This is a genomic window from Fodinicola feengrottensis, assembly GCF_039530045.1.
Lineage (GTDB): Bacteria > Actinomycetota > Actinomycetes > Mycobacteriales > HKI-0501 > Fodinicola > Fodinicola feengrottensis.
Genome location: NZ_BAAANY010000009.1, coordinates 24,234 through 44,648, shown reverse-complemented (window position 1 = coordinate 44,648; position 20,415 = coordinate 24,234). Strand labels below are relative to the sequence as shown.

At 66.5% G+C, this 20,415-nt stretch carries 20 protein-coding genes; 17 read left to right on the top strand and 3 right to left on the bottom strand.

Annotation, left to right across the window (positions count from 1 at the left end; translation table 11 throughout):
- Positions 1-15: 15 nt before the first annotated feature.
- The 3 genes from ABD301_RS12745 to ABD301_RS12735 are packed head-to-tail and all read right to left on the bottom strand — an operon-like array spanning position 16 to position 2,693.
- On the bottom strand, positions 16-912 hold the full coding sequence (locus ABD301_RS12745; protein WP_344310125.1) for a LysR family transcriptional regulator: 897 nt from the start codon (positions 910-912) through the stop codon (positions 16-18).
- A 42-nt stretch (positions 913-954) separates the two neighbouring features.
- Positions 955-1,407 (bottom strand): hypothetical protein, encoded by a 453-nt coding sequence (locus ABD301_RS12740; RefSeq protein ID WP_344310123.1) that lies wholly within the window; start codon positions 1,405-1,407, stop codon positions 955-957.
- Positions 1,407-2,693, bottom strand: a complete 1,287-nt coding sequence (locus ABD301_RS12735; RefSeq protein ID WP_344310121.1) for an MFS transporter — start codon at positions 2,691-2,693, stop codon at positions 1,407-1,409. Before ABD301_RS12735 ends, ABD301_RS12740 begins: the two co-directional genes overlap by 1 nt.
- A 646-nt stretch (positions 2,694-3,339) precedes the next feature.
- Between ABD301_RS12735 and ABD301_RS12730 the strand changes: the two genes are divergently transcribed.
- The 17 genes from ABD301_RS12730 (at position 3,340) to ABD301_RS12650 (ending at position 20,406) form a co-directional block, all read left to right on the top strand.
- Positions 3,340-4,428 (top strand): HesA/MoeB/ThiF family protein, encoded by a 1,089-nt coding sequence (locus ABD301_RS12730; RefSeq protein WP_344310119.1) that lies wholly within the window; start codon positions 3,340-3,342, stop codon positions 4,426-4,428.
- Positions 4,425-5,609, top strand: coding sequence for a hypothetical protein (locus ABD301_RS12725; protein ID WP_344310117.1), 1,185 nt, complete (start codon positions 4,425-4,427; stop codon positions 5,607-5,609). Before ABD301_RS12730 ends, ABD301_RS12725 begins: the two co-directional genes overlap by 4 nt.
- 218 nt (positions 5,610-5,827) lie before the next feature.
- Complete coding sequence (locus ABD301_RS12720) at positions 5,828-6,916, top strand: hypothetical protein (RefSeq protein WP_344310115.1); 1,089 nt, start codon at positions 5,828-5,830, stop codon at positions 6,914-6,916.
- Between the two features lie 49 nt (positions 6,917-6,965).
- Positions 6,966-8,600 carry an NAD-dependent malic enzyme gene (locus tag ABD301_RS12715; protein WP_344310113.1) on the top strand — a complete coding sequence of 545 codons (1,635 nt, stop codon included), beginning with the start codon at positions 6,966-6,968 and terminating at the stop codon, positions 8,598-8,600.
- 94 nt (positions 8,601-8,694) lie between these two features.
- Entirely contained in the window at positions 8,695-9,642 is a 948-nt protein-coding gene (locus tag ABD301_RS12710; RefSeq protein WP_163569478.1) for an EamA family transporter, read from the top strand.
- 10 nt (positions 9,643-9,652) lie between these two features.
- Positions 9,653-10,198, top strand: a complete 546-nt coding sequence (locus ABD301_RS12705) for a CGNR zinc finger domain-containing protein (protein ID WP_344310110.1) — start codon at positions 9,653-9,655, stop codon at positions 10,196-10,198.
- 69 nt (positions 10,199-10,267) lie between these two features.
- On the top strand, positions 10,268-11,497 hold the full coding sequence (locus ABD301_RS12700) for a Fic family protein (protein WP_344310108.1): 1,230 nt from the start codon (positions 10,268-10,270) through the stop codon (positions 11,495-11,497).
- Positions 11,498-12,091: 594 nt separating this feature from the next.
- Positions 12,092-12,988, top strand: coding sequence for a sulfotransferase (locus tag ABD301_RS12695; protein WP_344310106.1), 897 nt, complete (start codon positions 12,092-12,094; stop codon positions 12,986-12,988).
- 1 nt (position 12,989) lies between these two features.
- Positions 12,990-13,763, top strand: a complete 774-nt coding sequence (locus tag ABD301_RS12690; protein WP_344310104.1) for an SDR family NAD(P)-dependent oxidoreductase — start codon at positions 12,990-12,992, stop codon at positions 13,761-13,763.
- A 35-nt stretch (positions 13,764-13,798) separates the two neighbouring features.
- Positions 13,799-14,671 (top strand): family 3 encapsulin nanocompartment shell protein, encoded by an 873-nt coding sequence (locus ABD301_RS12685; protein ID WP_163569477.1) that lies wholly within the window; start codon positions 13,799-13,801, stop codon positions 14,669-14,671.
- Positions 14,668-15,522 (top strand): transketolase, encoded by an 855-nt coding sequence (locus ABD301_RS12680; protein ID WP_344310101.1) that lies wholly within the window; start codon positions 14,668-14,670, stop codon positions 15,520-15,522. The genes ABD301_RS12685 and ABD301_RS12680 overlap by 4 nt, the downstream gene beginning before the upstream one ends.
- Positions 15,519-16,502, top strand: coding sequence for a transketolase family protein (locus ABD301_RS12675; RefSeq protein WP_344310099.1), 984 nt, complete (start codon positions 15,519-15,521; stop codon positions 16,500-16,502). The genes ABD301_RS12680 and ABD301_RS12675 overlap by 4 nt, the downstream gene beginning before the upstream one ends.
- On the top strand, positions 16,477-16,644 hold the full coding sequence (gene lysW, locus ABD301_RS12670) for a lysine biosynthesis protein LysW (protein ID WP_163569476.1): 168 nt from the start codon (positions 16,477-16,479) through the stop codon (positions 16,642-16,644). Before ABD301_RS12675 ends, lysW begins: the two co-directional genes overlap by 26 nt.
- 1 nt (position 16,645) lies before the next feature.
- A complete protein-coding gene (gene lysX / locus ABD301_RS12665; protein WP_163569475.1) occupies positions 16,646-17,500 on the top strand; it encodes a lysine biosynthesis protein LysX in 855 nt (284 codons plus the stop codon).
- Complete coding sequence (gene argC / locus ABD301_RS12660; RefSeq protein WP_344310096.1) at positions 17,497-18,513, top strand: N-acetyl-gamma-glutamyl-phosphate reductase; 1,017 nt, start codon at positions 17,497-17,499, stop codon at positions 18,511-18,513. Before lysX ends, argC begins: the two co-directional genes overlap by 4 nt.
- Before the next feature lie 10 nt (positions 18,514-18,523).
- Complete coding sequence (locus ABD301_RS12655; RefSeq protein WP_344310094.1) at positions 18,524-19,369, top strand: [LysW]-aminoadipate kinase; 846 nt, start codon at positions 18,524-18,526, stop codon at positions 19,367-19,369.
- The gene (locus tag ABD301_RS12650) at positions 19,366-20,406 is read left to right on the top strand and encodes a M20/M25/M40 family metallo-hydrolase (RefSeq protein ID WP_344310092.1); all 1,041 of its coding nucleotides are present in this window, start codon (positions 19,366-19,368) and stop codon (positions 20,404-20,406) included. The genes ABD301_RS12655 and ABD301_RS12650 overlap by 4 nt, the downstream gene beginning before the upstream one ends.
- Positions 20,407-20,415: the final 9 nt, after the last annotated feature.

Here is a 20,415-nt window from a genome sequence, read left to right as displayed (position 1 = left end):
CGCGCCAGATTCCGGCTACCAGGATTTCGCCGCGTCGAGCAACGCGTCCCAGGCGTGCGCGAGGTGCGGATCCTGCCTCGCTGGCGTACGGCTGGCGAGATAGAACGTGTTGATCGGTGGATCCTCCGTGGGCAGTATTTCGACCAGGCGACCCGCCGTGAGATCCTCCGCGCACAGATAGCGCGGCAGCACGGTGACTCCTATTCCGGCCGCGGCGGCCGCTCGCAGTGCCCGCAGGTCGGGCGCGACCAGCACCGCGCGGCCGGTGGGTGGCACCCCCAGTACGTGTCGCCACCAACGTCGGATAATCGGCAAATCTTCTGCGTACGCCAGCAAAGGCAGCCCCTGAAGGGCTTTCGTACGATTGCCCGCCAAATCCAGTCCACAAAGGACAGTGGGGGCGGCGACCAACACGAATTCCTCGTCACACAACGGCTCGTAATGCAGGCCGCGGCGGCGCGGTCGTACCGTACTGATCACCAGATCGAGCCGCCCATCGGCGAGATCGGCCAACAAGTCGTCGGCGAGCCCGAGGCTGGTACGCACGGCCACGCCGGCGGCGATCGTCCCGGCCAGTGCTGGCAGGGCTCTCACGGCCACCAGCTCCGCGGGCCCGCCAAGGTGCAGCGTACGGCCGGCCAGCGCCGGTGACCGGCCAAGCTCCGCGGCGATTCCCACCAGCGCGTCCAGCGGCCCATCCAGCCGCCGCGCCAGGTCGTCAGCGGCCGCGGTGGGCACCACCCCGCGCGCTTGCCGAGTGAATAATGGCTGGTCGACGGCCTGTTCCAGGCTGCGAAGCTGGCTGGTCACGGTCGGCTGGGACAGCCCGAGCTCCAGCGCCGCCCTGGTGAGCGTACGAGCGCGATAGACAGCGTGAAACGTCCGCAACAGATCCAACGAAACGACAGGCACGACGCTATTGTCCCATAGAAAATACTATGGACCGACCGCCGCTCACTCAGCTATTTCCGATCGCAACTGGCGCAGGGTGACTGGACCGAAGAGGCCGGTACGGACCTGGCCGGCGTAGACGCCCAGGGTGGGGGAGGCGTCGTCCAGATACCCGGCCAGCGTGCCGCGGACGACGACCTCCAGGTCGTTCTGGCCCAGACGCAGGAAATCGGTGATCTCGGTGCGCCATGGTCCCCAGATCAGTCGGCCGGCGAGCTGGCCACTAATCCGCACGTCGGCTGTTCCGCGGAGGTCGCCCAGATCGACGACGGTCCGTCCGGCGAGGTCGTCGACGCGCAGGCACAACACCACCGCCTGCCGCACTCCGCCTTCCACCAGTTTTGCCATCTGCCAGCGCAAACGCTCCCGGGTGAGCCGGGCGCCACTCCACCACCAGATTGGCAGCGGTCCGTATTTCGGTGCTGGGTCGGTGAAACGCGCCAGCAGCTCGCGCATCAGGCAGCGGCCCGCTCGCGCTCGATTTCCTCCAGTGGCTTGCCGACCGTGTGAGGCATGAAGAAGAAGCCGACAATGCCACTGACGGCCAGGAACGCGGTCAACAGCAACGCCACCGGGCCGATGCGCACCGCGGCCAGCGCCGGGACGAAGAAACTCCAGATGCCCAGCGCGGTACGGGCCAGGCCGAAGGTGAATCCCTGTGCGGTGCTGCGCAAGGTGGTCGGGAAGAGTTCCTGGCTGAAGACCTTGTAGGTCGACTCGCCGGCGATGGCGGCGCCGAGCCCGAAGAGAACGATGTTCGCGATGACCACCGGAATGGTGAACGGCAACACCAGATAGATCGCGTACGCGATGACCTGCAGGATCGCGCCGATGCCCCACATCAGCCGGCGGGTCTGGTAGCTGCGGTCGTTGATCAGCATGAAAATGAAGATGGTGCCCAGGATGCCGATGACGAAGCCGGCGCACGACAGTGCCACTCCGGCTGCCTGGCTGCCGGCGTGCAGGGTCTGGATGACGTACGGCGTGAAAATGCCGGCGGTGCCGGCGGCCAGTCCCCAGAATGTGTAGATCGTCGCGGTCCACACCAGAGCGCGCAGGTTGGGTCCGCGAAAGATCGCCCGGAACTGCGACAGCTGGTCTTTCGCGGCCTGCCACCGGGCCGACTCGGCGATCCCGCGGCGCAGCGCCCAGGTCACCAGGGCGGCGACGAAAAGTTGCAGGAAAACGATCCGGGTGCCGAGCAATCCCAGTGGTGTCAACACAAGCGCCATCACCAGCACGACGACGGGTCCAAGGTTCCACGCCACCTGGGTCAACCCGACCAGCCGGCCGCGTGCCTTGGCCGGGGCCAGCTCCCCGACCAGCGCCAGCGACGTGGGCACGTCGGCGCCGACCGCGACGCCGACGATGAACGTGCCCGCGAAAAGGAAAACCGGGTTGAAGGACAGCCCGATCAGCAGGATGCCGAACGCGTAGATGATCAGATCCCACTTGTAGATCCGTTTTCGCCCCAGCCGGTCACCCAGCCGGCCGCCGATGAAGGCGCCGACCGCGCAGCCCAGCGCGTTTGGGCCAATCGCGGCCAGCGCGCCGACGCCGAAGGTGGACAGGCCGAGCTCGCTCTTGAAGAGCGCGAGGCCGGTGCCCAGCGCGACGATCGACCCAGCGTCCAGATAGGACGCCATCGCCGCCAGGATCGACCATTTCCACTGCTGGCGACTGATTGTCGTGTCGTCTGGCACGATCGCCGCGGACGTTGTTCCCGATGATCCTGATGACATCGCGGGACTCCCTCGACCGAACCCGCCCCGGCAGCGTCGCCGGGACGCGATCCCTTTCGGTTTTGAAACGTATTAACCGGCGATGCTAATCACCGAGTTGGACCAGCACAAGGTCGAAGCGGGTGGCCGGCATCGGCCAGTTTCTGGCACGAGACGAAGGCAAATGAAAGCTTTCACAAGGTTGTCGACGTGCCCGGGTCGGGAGGTGGGTGTCATCGGCACCTGCGCTACTCGGCTGAAATCCGGCTTACTACTCAGAAATTCAGCATTCGGGCAGGCGAACTGGGCTGCCCTCTTACGGTCATCTTGGCCGCAACAATAAAAAAAGCCCTTCTGTTTGGCCGTCGTGCCCCCGTGGTCTGCGCGATCGGGCGGGCAAATCGGGAGGATCGCGGCCACCTGCGGTACGACTGGTCTGCCTTGCGGGCCGCGCGGGTAGCGTCGCCGACGAGCCGGTGATCCGGCTTATTCCACTTCTAAAAGGAAAAGAGGTGAAATCATGAAGATCACCGTCACCAAGGTCGAGCGCATCGAGGCTACCCGCAACCACCAGACCGAGGGCGAGGCCGCGTAACAATCGTTGCGGACCGCCCTTGGTGCGCCCTGGCCACCGGGGGCGGTCATCTATCGGAGATGGCGAATTTTGATGATTCCGCGACTGAAATCGATTCTCGTCCAGGCGATTGACGGAAGCGTCATCGTGCACCGGCGTGCCCTGGAACGGATGCACCTGGAGGACGCCGAGGGCAGCGTCGCGGCCCTGTTGCTGTTGCTGAGAGAAGGTACTCGTACCGAAGAAGAGCTTGTCCTCGCCATGAGTGCGCAAGGTTTTCCGGTGAGCAAAGAGGATATCGCCGCCGCGGTGGCCGAATTCGATTCTTGGGGGATCGTCCAGCGCGCTGGTGCGGACGAGAGCCTGGAGCCGGCGGTCCGCGACCGGCATCAAAGCAATCTCCGGTTTTATGACATCTTCGCTGATCTTCACGTCAGCAGTGCGGACCAACACCGTGCCGTGGAGTCGGCTCGCGTGCTGTTGCTCGGGGCTGGTGGACTCGGCTCCGGAATCCTGCAGTCACTCGTCGGCCTCGGGGTCGGCCGGGTCACGCTGGTCGATTTCGACGTGGTGGAGACCAAAAATCTGGCTCGGCAGTTTGCGTACGGCCTCGCCACGATTGGTCAACGTAAGGTCGAGGCGGCCCAGAACTGGGCGGCGGCCTATTCCGCGGGGACGGCGGTGGATGCCGTGCACCAGCGGGTCGAGGACGCGGCTGGGATCCGGGAACTGGCCAGCGGCCACGATCTGGTGATTTGTGCGATCGACAGCCCGGACGATGTGCAGCTGCTGGTCAACCAAGCGTGTGTTGAGCTGGGGATACCGTACGTGGCCGGCGGGCTGGCCTATTCGACGCTTTGCTACTGGTCCGTCGAGCCGGGCCGGTCGGCCTGTCGATTGTGCCTTGAGCTGCACCGAAACGACGAGCTTCGGGACGCGGAGTGGGATATCAGGACGGATCCGCTGTTCGACCGGGATACCGTGAACCGGGCGACCGGGCCGGTGGTTCAGGTCCTTTCCGGCCTGATGGCGATGGAGGCCATGCGGTTCATCAGGAGGATCGAACCGCCGGTCGCGCTGGCCTGCTATCACGTTCTGGAGCTGGCGGACGACATGAGGTCGGATCGGCATCGCTGGGAGCGCCACCCGGATTGCCAGCTCTGCGCAGACAACCGACCATGACCACCTCGGTCAGGTCAAACCGATACCAGGCTATAAATGTCGTCCCGGACGGCGATGGCTTCATCCTCGGGCGGCACGGCACGAGTGAGTTCGTGGCCGTCCCGGAGATCGGCGGCCAGATCGTCCAGTGGCTGCAAGCGGGCGCGTCCGTCGCTGACTGCGCTGCGAAAGCGACCAAGATTGTCGGCGAAGACGTGGACGTCGCCGATTTCCTGGCCGATCTGGAGGCGGCTGGTGTCCTCACCGATGACGAAAACCCGCCGACTGTCGCCGTTGCGCCCGTCGGCCGCACAGTAGGCCGGATTTTTTTCGGCCCAGTGGGGCTGGCCGTTCAGGGCGTCCTGGTGGTGGTCGGGTTGGTCCTGCTCGCACTCGATCCGACGCTGCGTCCGAGCTATCGTGACGGGGTGCCGTCGACGATCCCGTTGGCGAGCATTTTCATCATCATGACGGTGTCCATGGTGTTGACGATTATCCATGAGCTGGCGCATAAGCTGGCCGCCGCGAGGCTCGGCGTGCACGGTCGGATCTCGTTTGGCCGAAGGCTTTTCTTCATCGTGGCGCAGACCGATGTGACTGGCCTGTGGGCCATTTCGCCGAAGAAGCGCGCCATCCCGCTGGCCGCCGGGATCCTGATCGATGCCGCGATCTCCGCCGCTATGGTGATCGTGCAGAGGATTTGGGGCGCCGAGCTCGGGTCGCCTGCGACGGAGGTCGTACGAGCCGTCGTCTTCATCAATGTCGGCGCTATCGTCGCACAGACGGCGGTATATATGCGGACCGACTTTTACGCGCTGTTTCTGGTGATGACCGGCAGCAAGAACCTCTGGGTCCTCAAAGGCGCGATCGCCCGGCAGCTGATCAGGCGCGGGTCGGACGCCGACCGGGAATTGATAGCCGCGGCCGGCTCGTCCGAGGTCTTTTGGGCCCGTTGCTACCTGGTGCTGTACGTCCCAGGTGTCATCATCGCCACCTGGTATTACTTCGTATTCCGGTTGCCCGCCACCATCCGGCTGATCGTGCTGTCAGCCTCGGCCATCGTTGACGCGAAATTCTCGCTGAGTTTCGCCGCGGTCGGTGGAGTGCTCGCTTTGCTGCTGATCGTCGTGCCGCTGTCGATCGGCCTGTTCGGCGCGGGCCGGTCGGCTGTCAGGTCGATCCGGCAGCTGGCAGGGCATTAGCACCGGGCGCATTTCGAAAATCCTTCTTTTCACTTTACTCGGTGGCCGCCCGAATATCCCCACGCGGCCCGTCTTGCGGCGGTCCGTTTGGCGGGCAAACACCCCGACTAGTGCCGTTGGACCCACGTCCCGCGACCGCTCGCCCGATCCCTGGAAGTCGATGCCGTACGTACGGTAATCACACCGGCCGCCTGTGTGGCCGGGCAAGGGGAAGCGCAATGGATGCCACCGGGCTGATAGACCTGCAGCGAAAGGCTGCCGACGCGTTGCTGGGTGCCGAGGATTCGGCCAACGTCCTCATCTCGGCGGGACAGCTCGCGCGCGCTCTTCGGGAACTTTCCGCGGACAACGAGCTGTGGGGCACCTTCGAGGCGGTGGCCGATGCCGCGCCGGCCCGGCAGCAGCTGGCGCTGGTGGTTTCGCTGGACTGGCCGGCGATTCTGGACACCGTGCTCTACCGGTCACCGCCGCCGACCGAGCTGGTGGCGTCCGAGCTGGCCGCGGTGACGGTGCGTACGGGCGAACCGCCGCCATGGGCCGACCTGCGGGAACGGCTGCGCTGGTTGGGGGCGACGCTCGGTGACGACGTCCTGGATCCGGCGACGACCGGCGATCATCTCTGGTGGCGGCGACTGCAGGAGCGGGTCGGCTTCGGCTGGGATGCGGTCCGCCGAATCAACCTCGTCACCGTGCTGATCGACGGAATGGTCGCCGAGGTGGCTCCCTGGCGCGCCGCTTTCGGATCGGAGCCGGAAGCTTTCTCGGTGATGGGCACAGCTGTGGTGGGAATGCTCGACAAAGTCGCCAGCGAGCTGCGAACCGCTGGAAAGGCCGATGAAATCCAGCACCAGGAGCTGCGTTTGCAGGAGATCAGCGACGGTACGGCCCTGGAACCCGCCCGCGCCGGTTGGGAAATCAGCGGCCTGCAAGCCATCGGCGGGCAGGTCGACGCGTACGAGCGAACGGGTTGGCCGGCCGACACAGCCAATGTTTTTGAGCAAATCCAGGGGATCCGGGCCTGGGCCGCCTCGGTGGGGGTGGAAATGGCGACGGCATGGGGTTTCGTGGCCGCGCATGCCGGTGCCGCCGGCATCAGCTACGTGAACTCGCTGGCCGATGCGCTGGCCACTTTGCGGCGCTGGTTGACCCGGCTGACCACCGGTCTACGGGAACATTCGGGCACGGCCGTACGAGCCGCGGCAGCGCAGGCGAGTGCCGCCATCGACGCGGTGATGACCCGGATCCGCGAATTCAAAGGTTTCCTTTACGGCGAAATGCTGATCCTGCACCGCCAGCCCAGCGGCTGACTGTGGCACAGTCGAGGGCGGATCACTCGGCTGACGGAGAGGAACCGCCATGGGGGCCGCTGATCGTACGACTGGACAGGCGCGCCTTTACGACGCGTTGACTACCAAGGGAACTGCGTTTACCCAGCGGGAGCGGCTGGAGTTGGGGCTGCTGGGGCTGTTGCCGATCGCCGAGAAGACGATCGAGCAGCAGGTGGCGCATTGCTGGCAAGAGTTCAGCACCCGCCGGAACGACCTCGACAAGCACATCTATCTGCGGGCTTTGCAGGATCGCAACGAAACCCTGTTCTACCGGGTGCTCAGCGAGCACATCGCCGAGGCGATGCCGATTATCTACACGCCCACCGTTGGTGAGGCCTGCCAGCGTTTCAGCGAAATCTACCGCCGTCCGCGCGGGCTTTTCGTCGCGTACCCGGACCGTGAGCACCTGCGTGAGGTGCTGCGCAACCGTCCGCAGCAGGACATCGACGTGATCGTGGTGACCGACGGGCAGCGCATTCTCGGTCTCGGTGACCAGGGAATCGGCGGAATGGGTATCCCGATTGGGAAACTTTCCCTCTACACGCTGATAGGTGGCATCGACCCGGCCCGGACGCTGCCGATCGTGCTGGATGTGGGCACCGACAACGCGCAATGCCTGGAGGACCCGCAGTATCTGGGTTGGCGGCACCGGCGGATCGGCGACGAGGAATACCACGCGTTCGTCGACGACTTCGTTTCGGCTGTACGAGCCGAAATGCCGGACGTCCTGCTGCAGTGGGAGGATTTCGCGACTGCCCATGCCCTGCCGATCCTGGAGAAATACCGCGACCAGCTGCTGACCTTCAACGACGACATTCAGGGCACCGCCGCGGTGGCTCTTGGCGCGCTTTATGGCGCAACGAAAGTCGCTGGCCGACCGCTGGCCGAGCAGCAAGTGGTGATGCTCGGCGCCGGCTCCGCGGGCATGGGTGTGCTCGACATGATCAGCCGGCAAATGCAGGCGCAGGGTCTTTCCGAGCAGAACGCACTGGACCGCATCTGGGTGGTGGATATTGACGGCCTGCTGACCGCGGATCGTACCGATCTGTCGGAGAACCAACGGCGGTACGCCAAAACCGTGGACTGGAAGCTGGCGGGACCGGCTCAGCTGGCTGATGTGGTGCACAACGTTGACGTCGGTGTGCTGCTCGGACTTTCCACCGCCGCCGGCGCTTTCACCGAACCGATCGTCCGCGAACTAGCCGGAAAGACCGAGCGGCCGATCATTTTTCCGTTGTCCAACCCCACCAGCAAGGCCGAGGCGCGGCCCGGCGAGCTGGACGAGTGGACCGATGGCCGCGCGTTGGTCGCCACCGGATCACCGTTCGCGCCGGTCGTACGGGATGGAGTGGAACATCGGGTGGCGCAGTGCAACAACGTCTACATCTTTCCGGCGATCGGTCTCGCGGTGACCGCGTCGAAGGCGACCCGTGTCACCGACGAGATGATGCGGGTCGCGGCTCGTACGCTCGGCGAGGCGTCGCCGGCGTTGGCCGATCCGGCCGAGCCGCTGCTGCCGCGCTGGGAGGACGTGCCGGCGATCGCCGACCGGATCGCGGTCGCGGTCGCGGTGCAGGCGGTCGCCGACGGAGTAGCTCCGGCGCGTACCAAAGAGGAGCTCGCCGAGCTCGTACGAGCAACCCGCTGGTCGCCCAGTTACTGACCCTGTCACATCTAAAATATCGCTTGACTTCTTACGGTCCCGACCGTAGCGTCATTGGTATAAGTCGCCATGACCTATTACATAAGGAGTCGGGATGCAGCGCAGCGCGGGAGCCGGCCTCGGGCTGGCTCTGCTGTCGGCCGCGACCTTCAGCACCTCCGGCGCTTTCGCGCGGTCGCTGACCGACGCCGGCTGGTCGGCCGGCGCCGCGGTGGCCGCCCGGGTCGGCCTGGCCGCGGCGATTTTGGCGCTACCGGCCGTTTTCGTGCTCCGCGGCCGATGGCCGGCGCTGCGTAAGAACGCCGGCGTGGTCATCGCGTACGGGCTGATCGCGGTCGCCGGCTGTCAGGTCTGCTTCTTCAACGCCATCCAGTATCTGCCGGTCGGGGTGGCCCTGCTGCTGGAATATTCCGGCACGATCCTGGTGGTGGGGTGGCTGTGGGCGCGGCACGGTCAGCGCCCCCGGCGGCTGACCGTGGTCGGCTCGGCCATCGCACTGGTCGGTCTCGTGTGTGTCCTGGACCTCATTGGTCACGCGCACATCCACTGGGTGGGCGTGTTGTGGGGGCTCGGCGCGGCGATCGGGCTCGCGGTCTTCTTCCTGCTGTCGGCCAGCGGCGGCGAGGACCTGCCACCGGTCGCGATGGCAAGCGCGGGTATGGGCGTGGGCGCGGTGGCCCTGGTCGTCACCGGCGCGCTCGGGCTGCTGCCGATGCACGCGACTTTCGGCACCGTCCTGTTCGCCGGCCAGCACACCAGTTGGATCGTGCCGGTCATCGGGCTTTCGCTGGTCGCGGCGGTGATCTCGTACGTTTCGGGGATCGGTGCGGCCCGCCTGCTCGGACCCAAGCTAGCGTCCTTCGTCGGTCTCACCGAGGTGGTTTTCGCGGTGCTGGTCGCGTGGCTGCTGCTGGGGGAACTGCCCAGCGGCATACAGTTGGTCGGCGGCGTGCTGATCGTCGCCGGGGTGGCGCTGGTCCGGGTCGATGAGCTGCGGCCGGCCACTTCGGTCGTCGAGCGGACGCCAGAACCCGCCTGCTGACAGGAAAGTAGTGAAGACGGTTTTCCCGCACGACACCGAGGTAGCGCTCGCGGCCGCCGCCGCGCTGGTCAACACCCTCGACGGTGACCAGGAGCTGATGCCGGACCTGGCCGCGCTTGACGCGTTCGTCCACGACCAGGGCTGGACGGGATCGCGTACGCACGACCTCGCCGAGCTGCGGGCGGTCCGCGATCTTCGGCCGCGGCTGCGGGAGATCTGGGAAGTGGACGCGGACCGAGTGGTCGAGATCGTCAACGACCTGCTGGCGAGCGCGCGTGCACTCCCGCAGCTCGTACGACATGACAGCTGGGATTACCACCTGCACGCCACGACCGCGGACGCGCCGTTGGCCAGCCGGATGGCGGTCGAGGCGGCGATGGGGCTGGTGGACGTCGTACGGGAGAAGGAGCTCGGCCGGCTGCGGATCTGCGACTACCCGACCTGCGAGCGGGTGCTCGTCGACCTCTCGAAGAACCGCTCGAAGCGGTTCTGCGACAGCGTCTGCGCCAACCGCGCCGCGGTCGTCGCGTACCGCGCCCGCAACGCCACCACGTAGTCACAGCTAAGTGAGCATAAGGAACGGCCATAGTTTCACTTATCGATTATCTGACACTAAGATGGTTCCATGGTTTCAGATCCGCTAGCGGAGTCGGTGAGAACGCTGAGCGACGATGAGGCCTGGCCGACGCTGCGGTGGGAGAGCCATGACTGGTTGCCGAGGATCCCGCAAGGGTTGGTTTCCAGAGCGGTAAGACGTCGCCACGTTGGGCCCTATCAGGCAGCTGTGGTTCCGTTCATTGCCGAACGTACGCCACAGCTCCCGGTGTCGGTCGTGGCGTTGGCCGAGGAGGCGTTGGCCGAGATCGCCCGCTTTGACGCTGAACTTGGCGCGGAGGTGGCCCCTTTCGCCGCGGTGCTGCTTCGCTCGGAGTCCGCGTCCTCATCGAGAATCGAGAACCTCACCTCTGGGGCGAAGGCCATCGCACTGGCCGAGCTGGGAAGCACGGACAAGCGCAACGCGCAGGAGATTGTCGGGAACGTCGAGGCGATGAAGGCCGCGTGGGAACTGGCTGACCGGCTGGACGCGGATGCCATTCTCGCCATGCACGCGGCACTCATCGACCGGCACGATCCACGCATCGCCGGCCGGTGGCGACAAGAGCAGGTCTGGATCGGTGGTGACGACTTCGGTCCGCATGGCGCGGGGTTCGTCGCGCCTTGGCATGAGCACATTCCGGCGCTGATCGACGATCTGGTCCACTTCACCCGTCGTACGGATCTGCCACTGCTCGCCCAGGTCGCCATCGCGCACGCCCAGTTCGAGACGATTCACCCTTTCGCCGACGGCAACGGACGTACCGGCCGCGCACTGATGCACTCGATGTTGCGTGGTCACGGGTTGACTCGCAACGTGACGGTGCCGGTCTCAGCTGGACTGCTGACCGACACCACCGGCTATTTCGACACCCTTACCGCCTATCGTGAGGGCGCCCCGGCGGCCATCGTCGAGCGGGTGGCGGAGGCGTCCTTCGCGGCGACTGCCAACGGCCGAGTACTTGTCGCGGAGTTGCGAGAGATCCGTGAGACTTGGAACGGCAAGATCAGGGTTCGCCGGGGTGCCGGCGCTTGGCGGCTCGCTGACCTGCTTATTCGTCAGCCCGTAGTGGACGCCGTGACGGTGGCGGGCGAGCTTGGAGTGACACCACAGAACGCGCAGCGCGCGATCGAGGCACTTGTCGAGGCGGCTGTCCTCACCGAGTTCACCGGTTTCAGGCGCAATCGAATGTGGCAGTCCGGCGAGGTGCTGACCGCACTCGACGACTTCGCCGCTCGGGCTGGCCGGCGCGGTTTCTGAGTCCTGTTTCCCGTCGCCGCCTGATATTCATGTTTCCGGGTCGTTAGAGAGTACGCGACTCACCCTGCCTATTGGAAATATGCATCCGCGCTGTGCGAATGGGACTCTTTCTTTTGACTTTGAGTAAAGGTGAAATAGGGGTATTCCATCGTTGCAAGACTCCTTAGCGATTGGCCGATTTCGGACAAGGGAACAACCTGGGATGCCTGCCGATCGTTCGGCGTCCGCTGGCTCGTACGGCCAAATATGCCGTGGTGGCTGGAAAATCACGTAACAAACACGATGACCGAGCCGGTCGGCCGGAAAGTCCGACTAGGTGTGGGTCTTCCATGTGTTGACCGGATAGTGTCGGATTTGTAGGTAAAGGGGAGCTGGCCGGCGGATTTTCGCGCTACAACGGCAATCTGCCCCATTGTCGAGGCGGTTCTGCCCTATCGCTTGCCGAACATGCGACATCGTCGAGGGGTGTCGTTTTCTGGTCACCACAAAGATTTAAAAGGCGGCCGCTTAAGTGGCATCCCATGGGTATAGTCACTTTTTAACCACCGTGGGGATTCTACCGATTTTATTCGCCAAGTACTTAAGAAGGGTCAGATGGGGCTGACTGTCCTATTTGTCACAGGATGGTGTCGCAGCGGCAGCACCGTGTTCGGCAACGTCCTTGCCGAGATACCTGGTGTTTTCCATGCCGGGGAGCTGCGCTACCTGTGGCAGAACGGCGTCCTCGGGACGGGCAGCAACCGGCGCTGCGGATGTGGTGTGGACCTGGTGGATTGCCCGCTGTGGTCCAAAGTTGCCGACGCTGGCCGGCCCGCGGACCGTACGCTTATAGAACACGCCACCGACGTGGTTGGCTGGCAACGCGACTGCCGGACCAGGCACACCGGCCGGGTGTTGCGCCGCCCGCCGGCCAACGGTTGGCCCCAAACGCTGCTGGCCACCTATCGTGCGATCGCCGATCAGACCGGTGCCAGCGTGATCGTGGACAGTTCCAAATATGCCTCGGACGCGGCGCTGGCGACTCATCTGGACGAGATCCAGCCGGCGTACGCGCACATGGTCCGCGACCCGCGTGCGGTGACCTTTTCCTGGCTGAGCCCCAAGGACTACACCGGTCGGCGGAGCGCGCTGAACAGCACCTGGTATTGGCTGGGCTTCAACATGGCCGCCGAGCGGGTCGCCAAAGCGCGACCGGATGCGGCCGTACGGCTGCGTTATGAGGACTTCACCACCGATCCGCGTGGCTCGGTCGCCGGGGTGCTGAAAATGCTGGATCTACCAGCGGAGGCGAATCCGGTAGCCGAGGACGGCAGCGTCGAATTGGGGCCTAACCACACCGTGACCGGCAATCCGAACCGGTTCGAACGCGGCCGTACCAAGCTGCGCGAGGACCTTCGCTGGCATACCGGACTGTCCCGCGGTGCGCGGACAGCGACGACTTTGCTTGCCACCCCTCAACTCGCCCGCTACGGCTACGCCCGGAGGCCCTGACATGGAGCTGGGACTGGCCGGCAAGGTCGCGCTGGTGGCCGGCGGCTCGGCCGGTATGGGCCGCGCGATTGCCGCTGAATTGCTGCGCGAAGGTGCGACCGTGTCCATTTGTGGCCGCGATCGGGACCGGCTGGAGGCCGCTCGCGCCGAACTTTCCGCGCTCGGCAAGGTAACCGCGACGGCAGTGGACGTCAGAGACAACGCGGGCGTACGCGACTGGGTTGATCGGACCGCGGCCGACCATGGCGCGCTGCACATCGTGGTGGCCAATGGCGGCGGGCCGCCGGCCGGCCAGACCGGGGAATTCGACCTGGACGGTTTTCGTGCCGCGCTGGAGCTTTCGTTGTTGTCGCAGGTCGGCATGGTGCAGGCGGCGCTGCCGCAGCTGCGCCGGGCCGGCTGGGGACGGATTCTGCTGATCGCCTCGGAAACCGTGCGCCAGCCGATTCCGGAATATGCCCTGTCCAACGTGGTAAGGCCGGGATTGGTGGGATACACCAAAAGTCTGGTTCGCGAGCTGGGTCCGAGCGCGATCACGGTGAATGTGCTGGCACCTGGATACACCGCCACCGCACCCGTGTTGGACGGTCTGGACCCATCGTCCGATGTGGACAGTCAGCTGGCCGCGGTGGCCATCCAGGCCGGGATCCCGCTGGGCCGGGTCGGACAGCCTGAGGAGATCGCCGCGATGGCCGCGTTCCTGGCCAGCGAACGAGCCGGGTTTGTCACCGGCACCGTCCAACTGATCGATGGCGGACGCACTGTCGGCATGTAGGTCGCAGGCGTGAGTGATGTGTTGAGGGAGAGCGTGTGTCTGAGGTAACGATGCTGCTGGACGACCCGGAGCTGCGCCGGCGTGGTCCCGGCGAGGAGTTCGCGCTGGCCCGGGCGCGGATGGGCGACAAGGCGTCGGTGACGCTTCGGGCCGCGATCAGCGACCTGTTCCCGCCGGCCCAGCGGCGGCCTCGCTACACCGTCCGGCACCTGCTGCGCAAAGCGGTCATCGGTACGGATTCCGACGAGATCACCGTGTTCCGCGAGCGGGCCGCGCCGGACGACGAGTCGGCGGCGCCGGAATGGGGCTTCCAGGTTGGCATCACCGCGACTGGGCTGCAGACCATCACCGCGGCCGTGCCCGTACCAGACGAGATCCTGGCCGACCCGGCGGCGCTGGCCGCTTTCGTCGACTTCCGGCTGCTGGTACGCCTGGGCACCGCCGAGAATGACGTGCTGCTGAACGGAAAAGGCGGCGATGGCATCCTCGGGCTGCTGCACCACGCGGGCGTCCGCAAGGTGAATGACCCGGCCGGCACCGTGGCGGACACGCTGATCGCGACCGCGGCCCTGTGCGAGCGGCACGGCGGCTCGGCGGACGGCATGGTGCTGCACCCAGATGACTGGTGGCCGTTGTTGGGCGACGGGTTCCTGGACCGGCTGACCAGCGCTGGAGTGAAGGTCAGCCGGACCAGGATGGTGCCGCCCGGCACGGCCGTGGTCGGCGACTTCACTGCCGCCGCCACCCTGCTGGACCGTCGGCAGTCGACCATCCGGATGGCCCGCGAGGGCGAGCTGGGCATCGGCGGTGCCGGCATCGTCGCCGAGATCCAGGAAGGCCTCGCCGTCCACCTGCCCGGCCATTTCGTGGTCGCCCAACTGCCCACCGTGGGTGCGATCAAGGGATGACCACCACCGATCTCGCCGAGCGCAGCACGCACGCCCATCGGATCCGGGAGCACATCGTGGATATGTGCGGCGGCCCGATGGGCGGCCACCTGGGTGGCTCGATGTCGCTGGTGGAGATCCTCACCACCCTCTATTTCGGGGTGCTGCGGGGCGATCCGGCCGCGCCGCCGGCACCGGACCGGGACCTGCTGCTGCTCAGCAAGGGCCACGGCGCGGTCGGTCTTTACGCGGCACTGGCCGAGCGTGGGGTGTTGGAGGTGGCCGAACTGGCTGGCTACGGCACCGCCGGCAGCCGGCTGATGGCCCACCCGATCCGGGAAGTCCCGGGCGTACCGATGCCAGCCGGATCCCTTGGCCACGGTTTGGCGCTGGCCAACGGATATGCGCTGGCCGGCCGGCGGGAGGACTGGCCGCGCCGGATCTTCGTCATCCTCGGCGACGGTGAGCTGCAGGAAGGCTCGGTGTGGGAGGCCGCGATGGCGACCGCGACCCTGCGCCTGGACCGGGTGGTGGCGATCGTGGACCGCAACGGCCTGCAGATCACCGGTCGTACCGAGGACACCATCTCGGTCGAGCCGTTGGCCGACCGGTGGCGGTCTTTTGGTTGGTGCGTAAGGGATGTCGATGGCCACGACCTGCCGGCGCTGGAGTCGGCGCTGTCCGAGCTGCCGGCCGAGCCGGGCCGCCCGACCGTGCTGATCGCTCGTACGGTCAAGGGCCGCGGCCTGCCTTTTATCGAAAATCGCAGGGAAAGTCATTACGCCAAGCTGTCCGCTCGGCAATACCAGCGGGCCCGTGCCGTGCTGGCCAGCCAGTGGGAGCGCTCGCTCGGAGCGGAGGACGGATCGTGACCGCGCTGGCGACCCGCGAGGCGTACCGGGACGCATTGGTCGAGCAGCTGCCGACCGACGACCGTTTCTACTGCCTGGACAGCGACACCGGACTGTTCACCGGCGTGGATTTCGGTGCTGCCGCTGACAGATATGTGAACCTCGGGATCGCCGAGCACAATCTGATCGGCACCGCGGCCGGTCTCGCGGCCAGCGGCATGCTGCCGTACGTCACGACGATGGCGACCTTCGCCACCACCCGGGCGCTGGAGGCGATCAAGGTCGATGTGGCGTACGCGGGCCTGCCGGTGCGCATCGCTGGCACCCACGCGGGGCTGTCCGCCGGGCATCTCGGCCCGACCCATCACTGCCTGGAAGACCTCGGCATCGTCCGGATGCTGCCCGGTTTCACCGTGGTGGTGCCGGCCAGCGGCGAGCAGGCCGACCAGGCCGTACGCCAGACCGCCACGCTGCCGGGCCCGGTCTATTTGCGGCTGGGCAAGGCCGGCACGCCGGCGCTGCCGGAGCTGGACGCCGAGCCGTTCACCGTTGGCACCATTCAAAAACTGACGGCCGGCGAGGACCTGACGATCTTCGCTTGCGGGCCGCATCCGGTACGAGCGGCGGTGAGCGCGGCCCGGCTGCTGGCCTCCAAAGGCATCGGCGTGGCCGTCCACAACCTGCACACGCTCCGGCCGCTGGACGTGAACGCGCTGGTCACAGCGGCTGCGCCGGCCAAGGCCGTGATCACCGTGGAGGAGCACTGGCGGCTCGGCGGGCTGGGGTCGCTGGTCGCCGAAACGCTGGCCGAGCAAGCCCCGAAACGGGTCGTACGGATCGGCATGCCCGACACCTTCGTCGCTCGCGTCGGCGACCAGGAAGACCTCCTGGTCCGCTATGGCATCAGTGACGCTCATATCGCGGAAACCGCGTTTGACCTGTTGGACACCCGGATTCTCAATGGAGGTAGGAGTCATGGCCCAGACCTGTCCCGAGTGTGAGGGCGCGGTCGCACTGGCCGAACCGGTGCGGCTGAGCGAGATCGCCCAGTGCCCGGACTGTTCCGCCGAGCTGGAGGTGGTCAGCTTGGACCCGGTCAAGCTGGAGACAGCGCCGGAGATCGAAGAGGACTGGGGCGAATAAGATGCCGGGCCGCCCGCTCGCGGTGCTGGCGTCCCGGGTCCGGGTCGAGGAGAAACTGATCCTCGCGGAGCTGGATCGGCGCGGGGTGCCGTACGAACACCTGGACACCCGGCAGTTCGTGGCCACCCTGCCCCCGGTCCAGTCGTACGCGGCCGTGCTCGGCCGGGAGATCTCGCAGACCCGACAGCTCTACGCGTGCCGGGTGCTGGAGGCCGCCGGTACGCCGACCGTCAACACGGCAGACGTGATCGCGCTCTGCGGCGACAAGCTGCTCACGTCCCTGGAACTGAGTCGCCGCGGGCTACCCACTCCGCGTACGGCGGTGGTGCTCAGCAACGAGTCGGCGCTGGCCGCGATCGAGGATTTTGGCTTCCCGGTGGTGATCAAGCCGCTGGTTGGCTCCTGGGGGCGGTTGGCCGCGGTGATCCGCGACCCGGAGACGGCTCGTACGGTGCTGGAACATCGCGCCGCGCTGTCGTCACCGCAGCACCAGGTCGTCTATTTGCAGGAGCTGATCGACAAACCGGACCGGGACATCCGGGTGATCGTGGTGGGCGACGAGGTCCTCGGGGCGTACTACCGGTGCTCGCCGGACTGGCGGACGAACGTCGCCCGCGGCGCCCGGTCCGAGCCCTGCCCGCTGACCGATGAGCTGGTCAAACTCTCGCTGGAGACGGCTCGCGCAATGGGCGGCGGGCTGCTGGGCGTCGACCTGATCGAGGACCGGGACGGCCGGCTGTACGTGCTGGAGGTCAACCACACCATGGAGTTCCGCGGGTTCCTCGCCGCGCACGGCGACCGAATCGACGTGCCCGGCGCGATTGTGGACTATCTGCTCGCCCAGGCGGTCTGGTGATCCGGGCGGCCATTGTCGGTGGCTCCGGCTACATCGGCGGCGAACTTCTGCGATTGTTGTTGTGTCACCCCAATATCGAGGTGACACAGGCCAGTTCCGACCGGCTGCGCGGGCAGCGGGTGGACACCGCCCATCCCAATCTGCGCGGTCGTACGGACCTGGCCTTCTGTGGGCGCGACGAGCTGGCGGACTCCGACGTGCTGCTCTTCGCGACTCCACATCGGGCCACCATGGACCTGCTGCCCAAGCTCGCCGACTCGGCACGGCACGTCATCGATCTGTCCGCCGACTTCCGGCTCCGCGATCCGTGGCTTTACCAGCAGCATTACGGTGTTATGCATTCCGCGCCGGAGTTGATCGACGACTTTGTCCCCGGCCTGCCCGAGCTTGGCCACCGGGAGGCGCTGCGGACCGCCGACCGGATCAGCGTGCCCGGGTGCATGGCCACCGCCGCGATCTTGGCCCTGGCCCCGATTGCCGACCTGGTCGAACCGGAGGTGACGGTGGACGCTCGTACCGGCTCCAGCGGTTCGGGGGCCAGTGCCAGCACAGCGGACAGCCACCCGCAGCGCAGTGGTGCGATGCGGGTTTTCGCACCGACCGGGCACCGGCATGAGGCGGAAATCGGCCAGGCCACTGGACTTTCGGCGCGGATGACGGCGACCGGAGTGGAAGCGGTCCGCGGGGTTCAGGTGGTTTGCCAGGCACAGGCCCGAAACCCGCTGACCGAGCTTGACCTTCGGCGCGCCTATCGCGCCTTTTATGGGACCGAACCGTTCGTACGTGTGGTAGCTCATCGCCGTGGCGCCTTCCGTTATCCGGACCCGAAAGTGCTGCTGGGCTCGAACTACTGCGATGTCGGCTTCGCCGTCGACGGGCGGCGGGTGACCGCGATGGGGGCGCTGGACAACCTCGTCAAGGGCGGCGCCGGCGCGGCCGTGCAATGCCTGAACATCCGGATGGGCTGGCCGGAAACGCTCGGGCTGGATTTTCCCGGCCTGCATCCGATCTAGGGGGAGAACGGTGGGTCTGACGGTGGTCAAATGCGGTGGCAGCGATGCCATCGACGTGGACCAGTTGTGCGCTGACATCGCGCTCGTACGCGCGCAGGGCGAGCGAGTTTTGCTGGTGCACGGCGGTGCCGCTGATATCGCGAGGGTCGCCGCGGAACTTGGCGTACCAGCTCGCAGTCTCCGGTCGCCGTCCGGGATCACCAGCCGCTACACCGATGCGGCGATGCTGGACGTGGTCACGTTGGCGTTGGTCGGGCGGGCCAAGCCGCGGCTGCTGGCCGCGCTGTCGCGGGCCGGTGTGCCGGCGGTCGGGCTGACCGGCTTGGACGCCGCTTTGTTGCGGGCCGTCCGGAAACCCGCCCGCCGGTCGGTCACCGAAGATGGTCGGGTGCAGCTCGTACGCGATGACCACAGCGGCCGGATCGTTGCGGTTGAGCCATTATCGCTGCAGGTTCTGCTCGACGGCGGCTTGCTGCCGGTGGTGTCGCCGCCGGCGAGTGCCGCCGATGGCACCCCACTCAACGTCGATGCCGACCGGGCCGCAGCCGCGATCGCCGGCGCTCTGAAGGCGGATCGGTTGGTGCTTCTCACCGCCGCGCCCGGGGTGCTTGCGGACGTACAAGATCCGGACAGCCTGCTGTCGTCCTTCGCGTTGCCGGCGGACGGCTCGCTGGACCAGGTCGAGCATGCCGCTTCCGGTGGCATGCAACGAAAACTGGTGGCGGCCCGGGAGGCGTTGCAAGGTGGCGTCCCGGTCGTACGCATCGCCGACGGCCGGGTGTCGCGGCCGCTGTCCGCGGCGTTGTCCGGCGCCGGTTCCGAGATCACCATCGCCGCCGAGAGCAGGGTTTCATGATCAGCGATGCCGCCGCGACCGACCTGCTGCACGAGATGGTGGCCATCCCGTCGCCGTCCGGCGGCGAGCAGAAGTTGGCCGAATTCCTGGTGAACCGGCTGCCGGAGCTCGGATTTTCGGCTCGTACGGACGAAGTCGGCAACTTGATCGCGGATATCGGGACCGGCACCGGGCCGACGATCATGTTGCTCAGCCATCTCGACACCGTTGACCGGCCGATCCCGGTCTATCGCGACCAGCACGCGATCCACGGCCGTGGCAGCGTCGACGCGAAAGGCCCACTGGCCGCGATGATTTGCGCGGCTGCCCGACATCCGGATTTCGCCGGCCGGATCAGGGTGATCGGTGCCGTCGAGGAGGAATGGCTGGCTCGCGGCGGTCACCACATCGCCGAAACCCTGGCCCCACCGGATCGGCTGGTGATCGGCGAACCGAGCGGTTGGTCGAGCGTTGTTCTGGGTTACAAAGGCAAAATCGACCTGACCTACCGGATCGAGCAGGAGCCCACCCACTCCACCAACCCGCAGGCCAAAGCCAGCGAGCTGGCCGTACTTTTCTGGCAGCGGCTGCTCACCACGCTCGGCCCAGAACTGGACCACGGCTCCTTCCAGAAACCGGCCGCCACCCTGCGCGCCATCACCGCCACTCCAGAACTCGCCGAACTGGACGTCGACTGTCGCGTACCACCCGGTTTCGACTTCGACAGCTTTTCCGCTGCCCTCCAAGGTTTCGCGGGTCCCGGCGAGCTCAACATCATCCGCTACATCCCGGCGGCTCGAGCCCCCCGCGGCAACCCCGTCGCCCGCAGCCTGTCCGCCGCCATCCGCCGCGAAGGCGGCACCCCACGCCCGACCCTCAAAACCGGCACCTCCGACATGAACACCGTCGCCGGCACCTGGCCCCCGATCCCGATGGCCGCCTACGGCCCCGGCGACGGCACCCTCGACCACGGCAACGAGGAACACATCACCATCGCGGAATACCTGCACGGCGTCACCGTACTCACCGCCGCCCTCTCAGAAATGACCACCGACTGAAACCCCTGC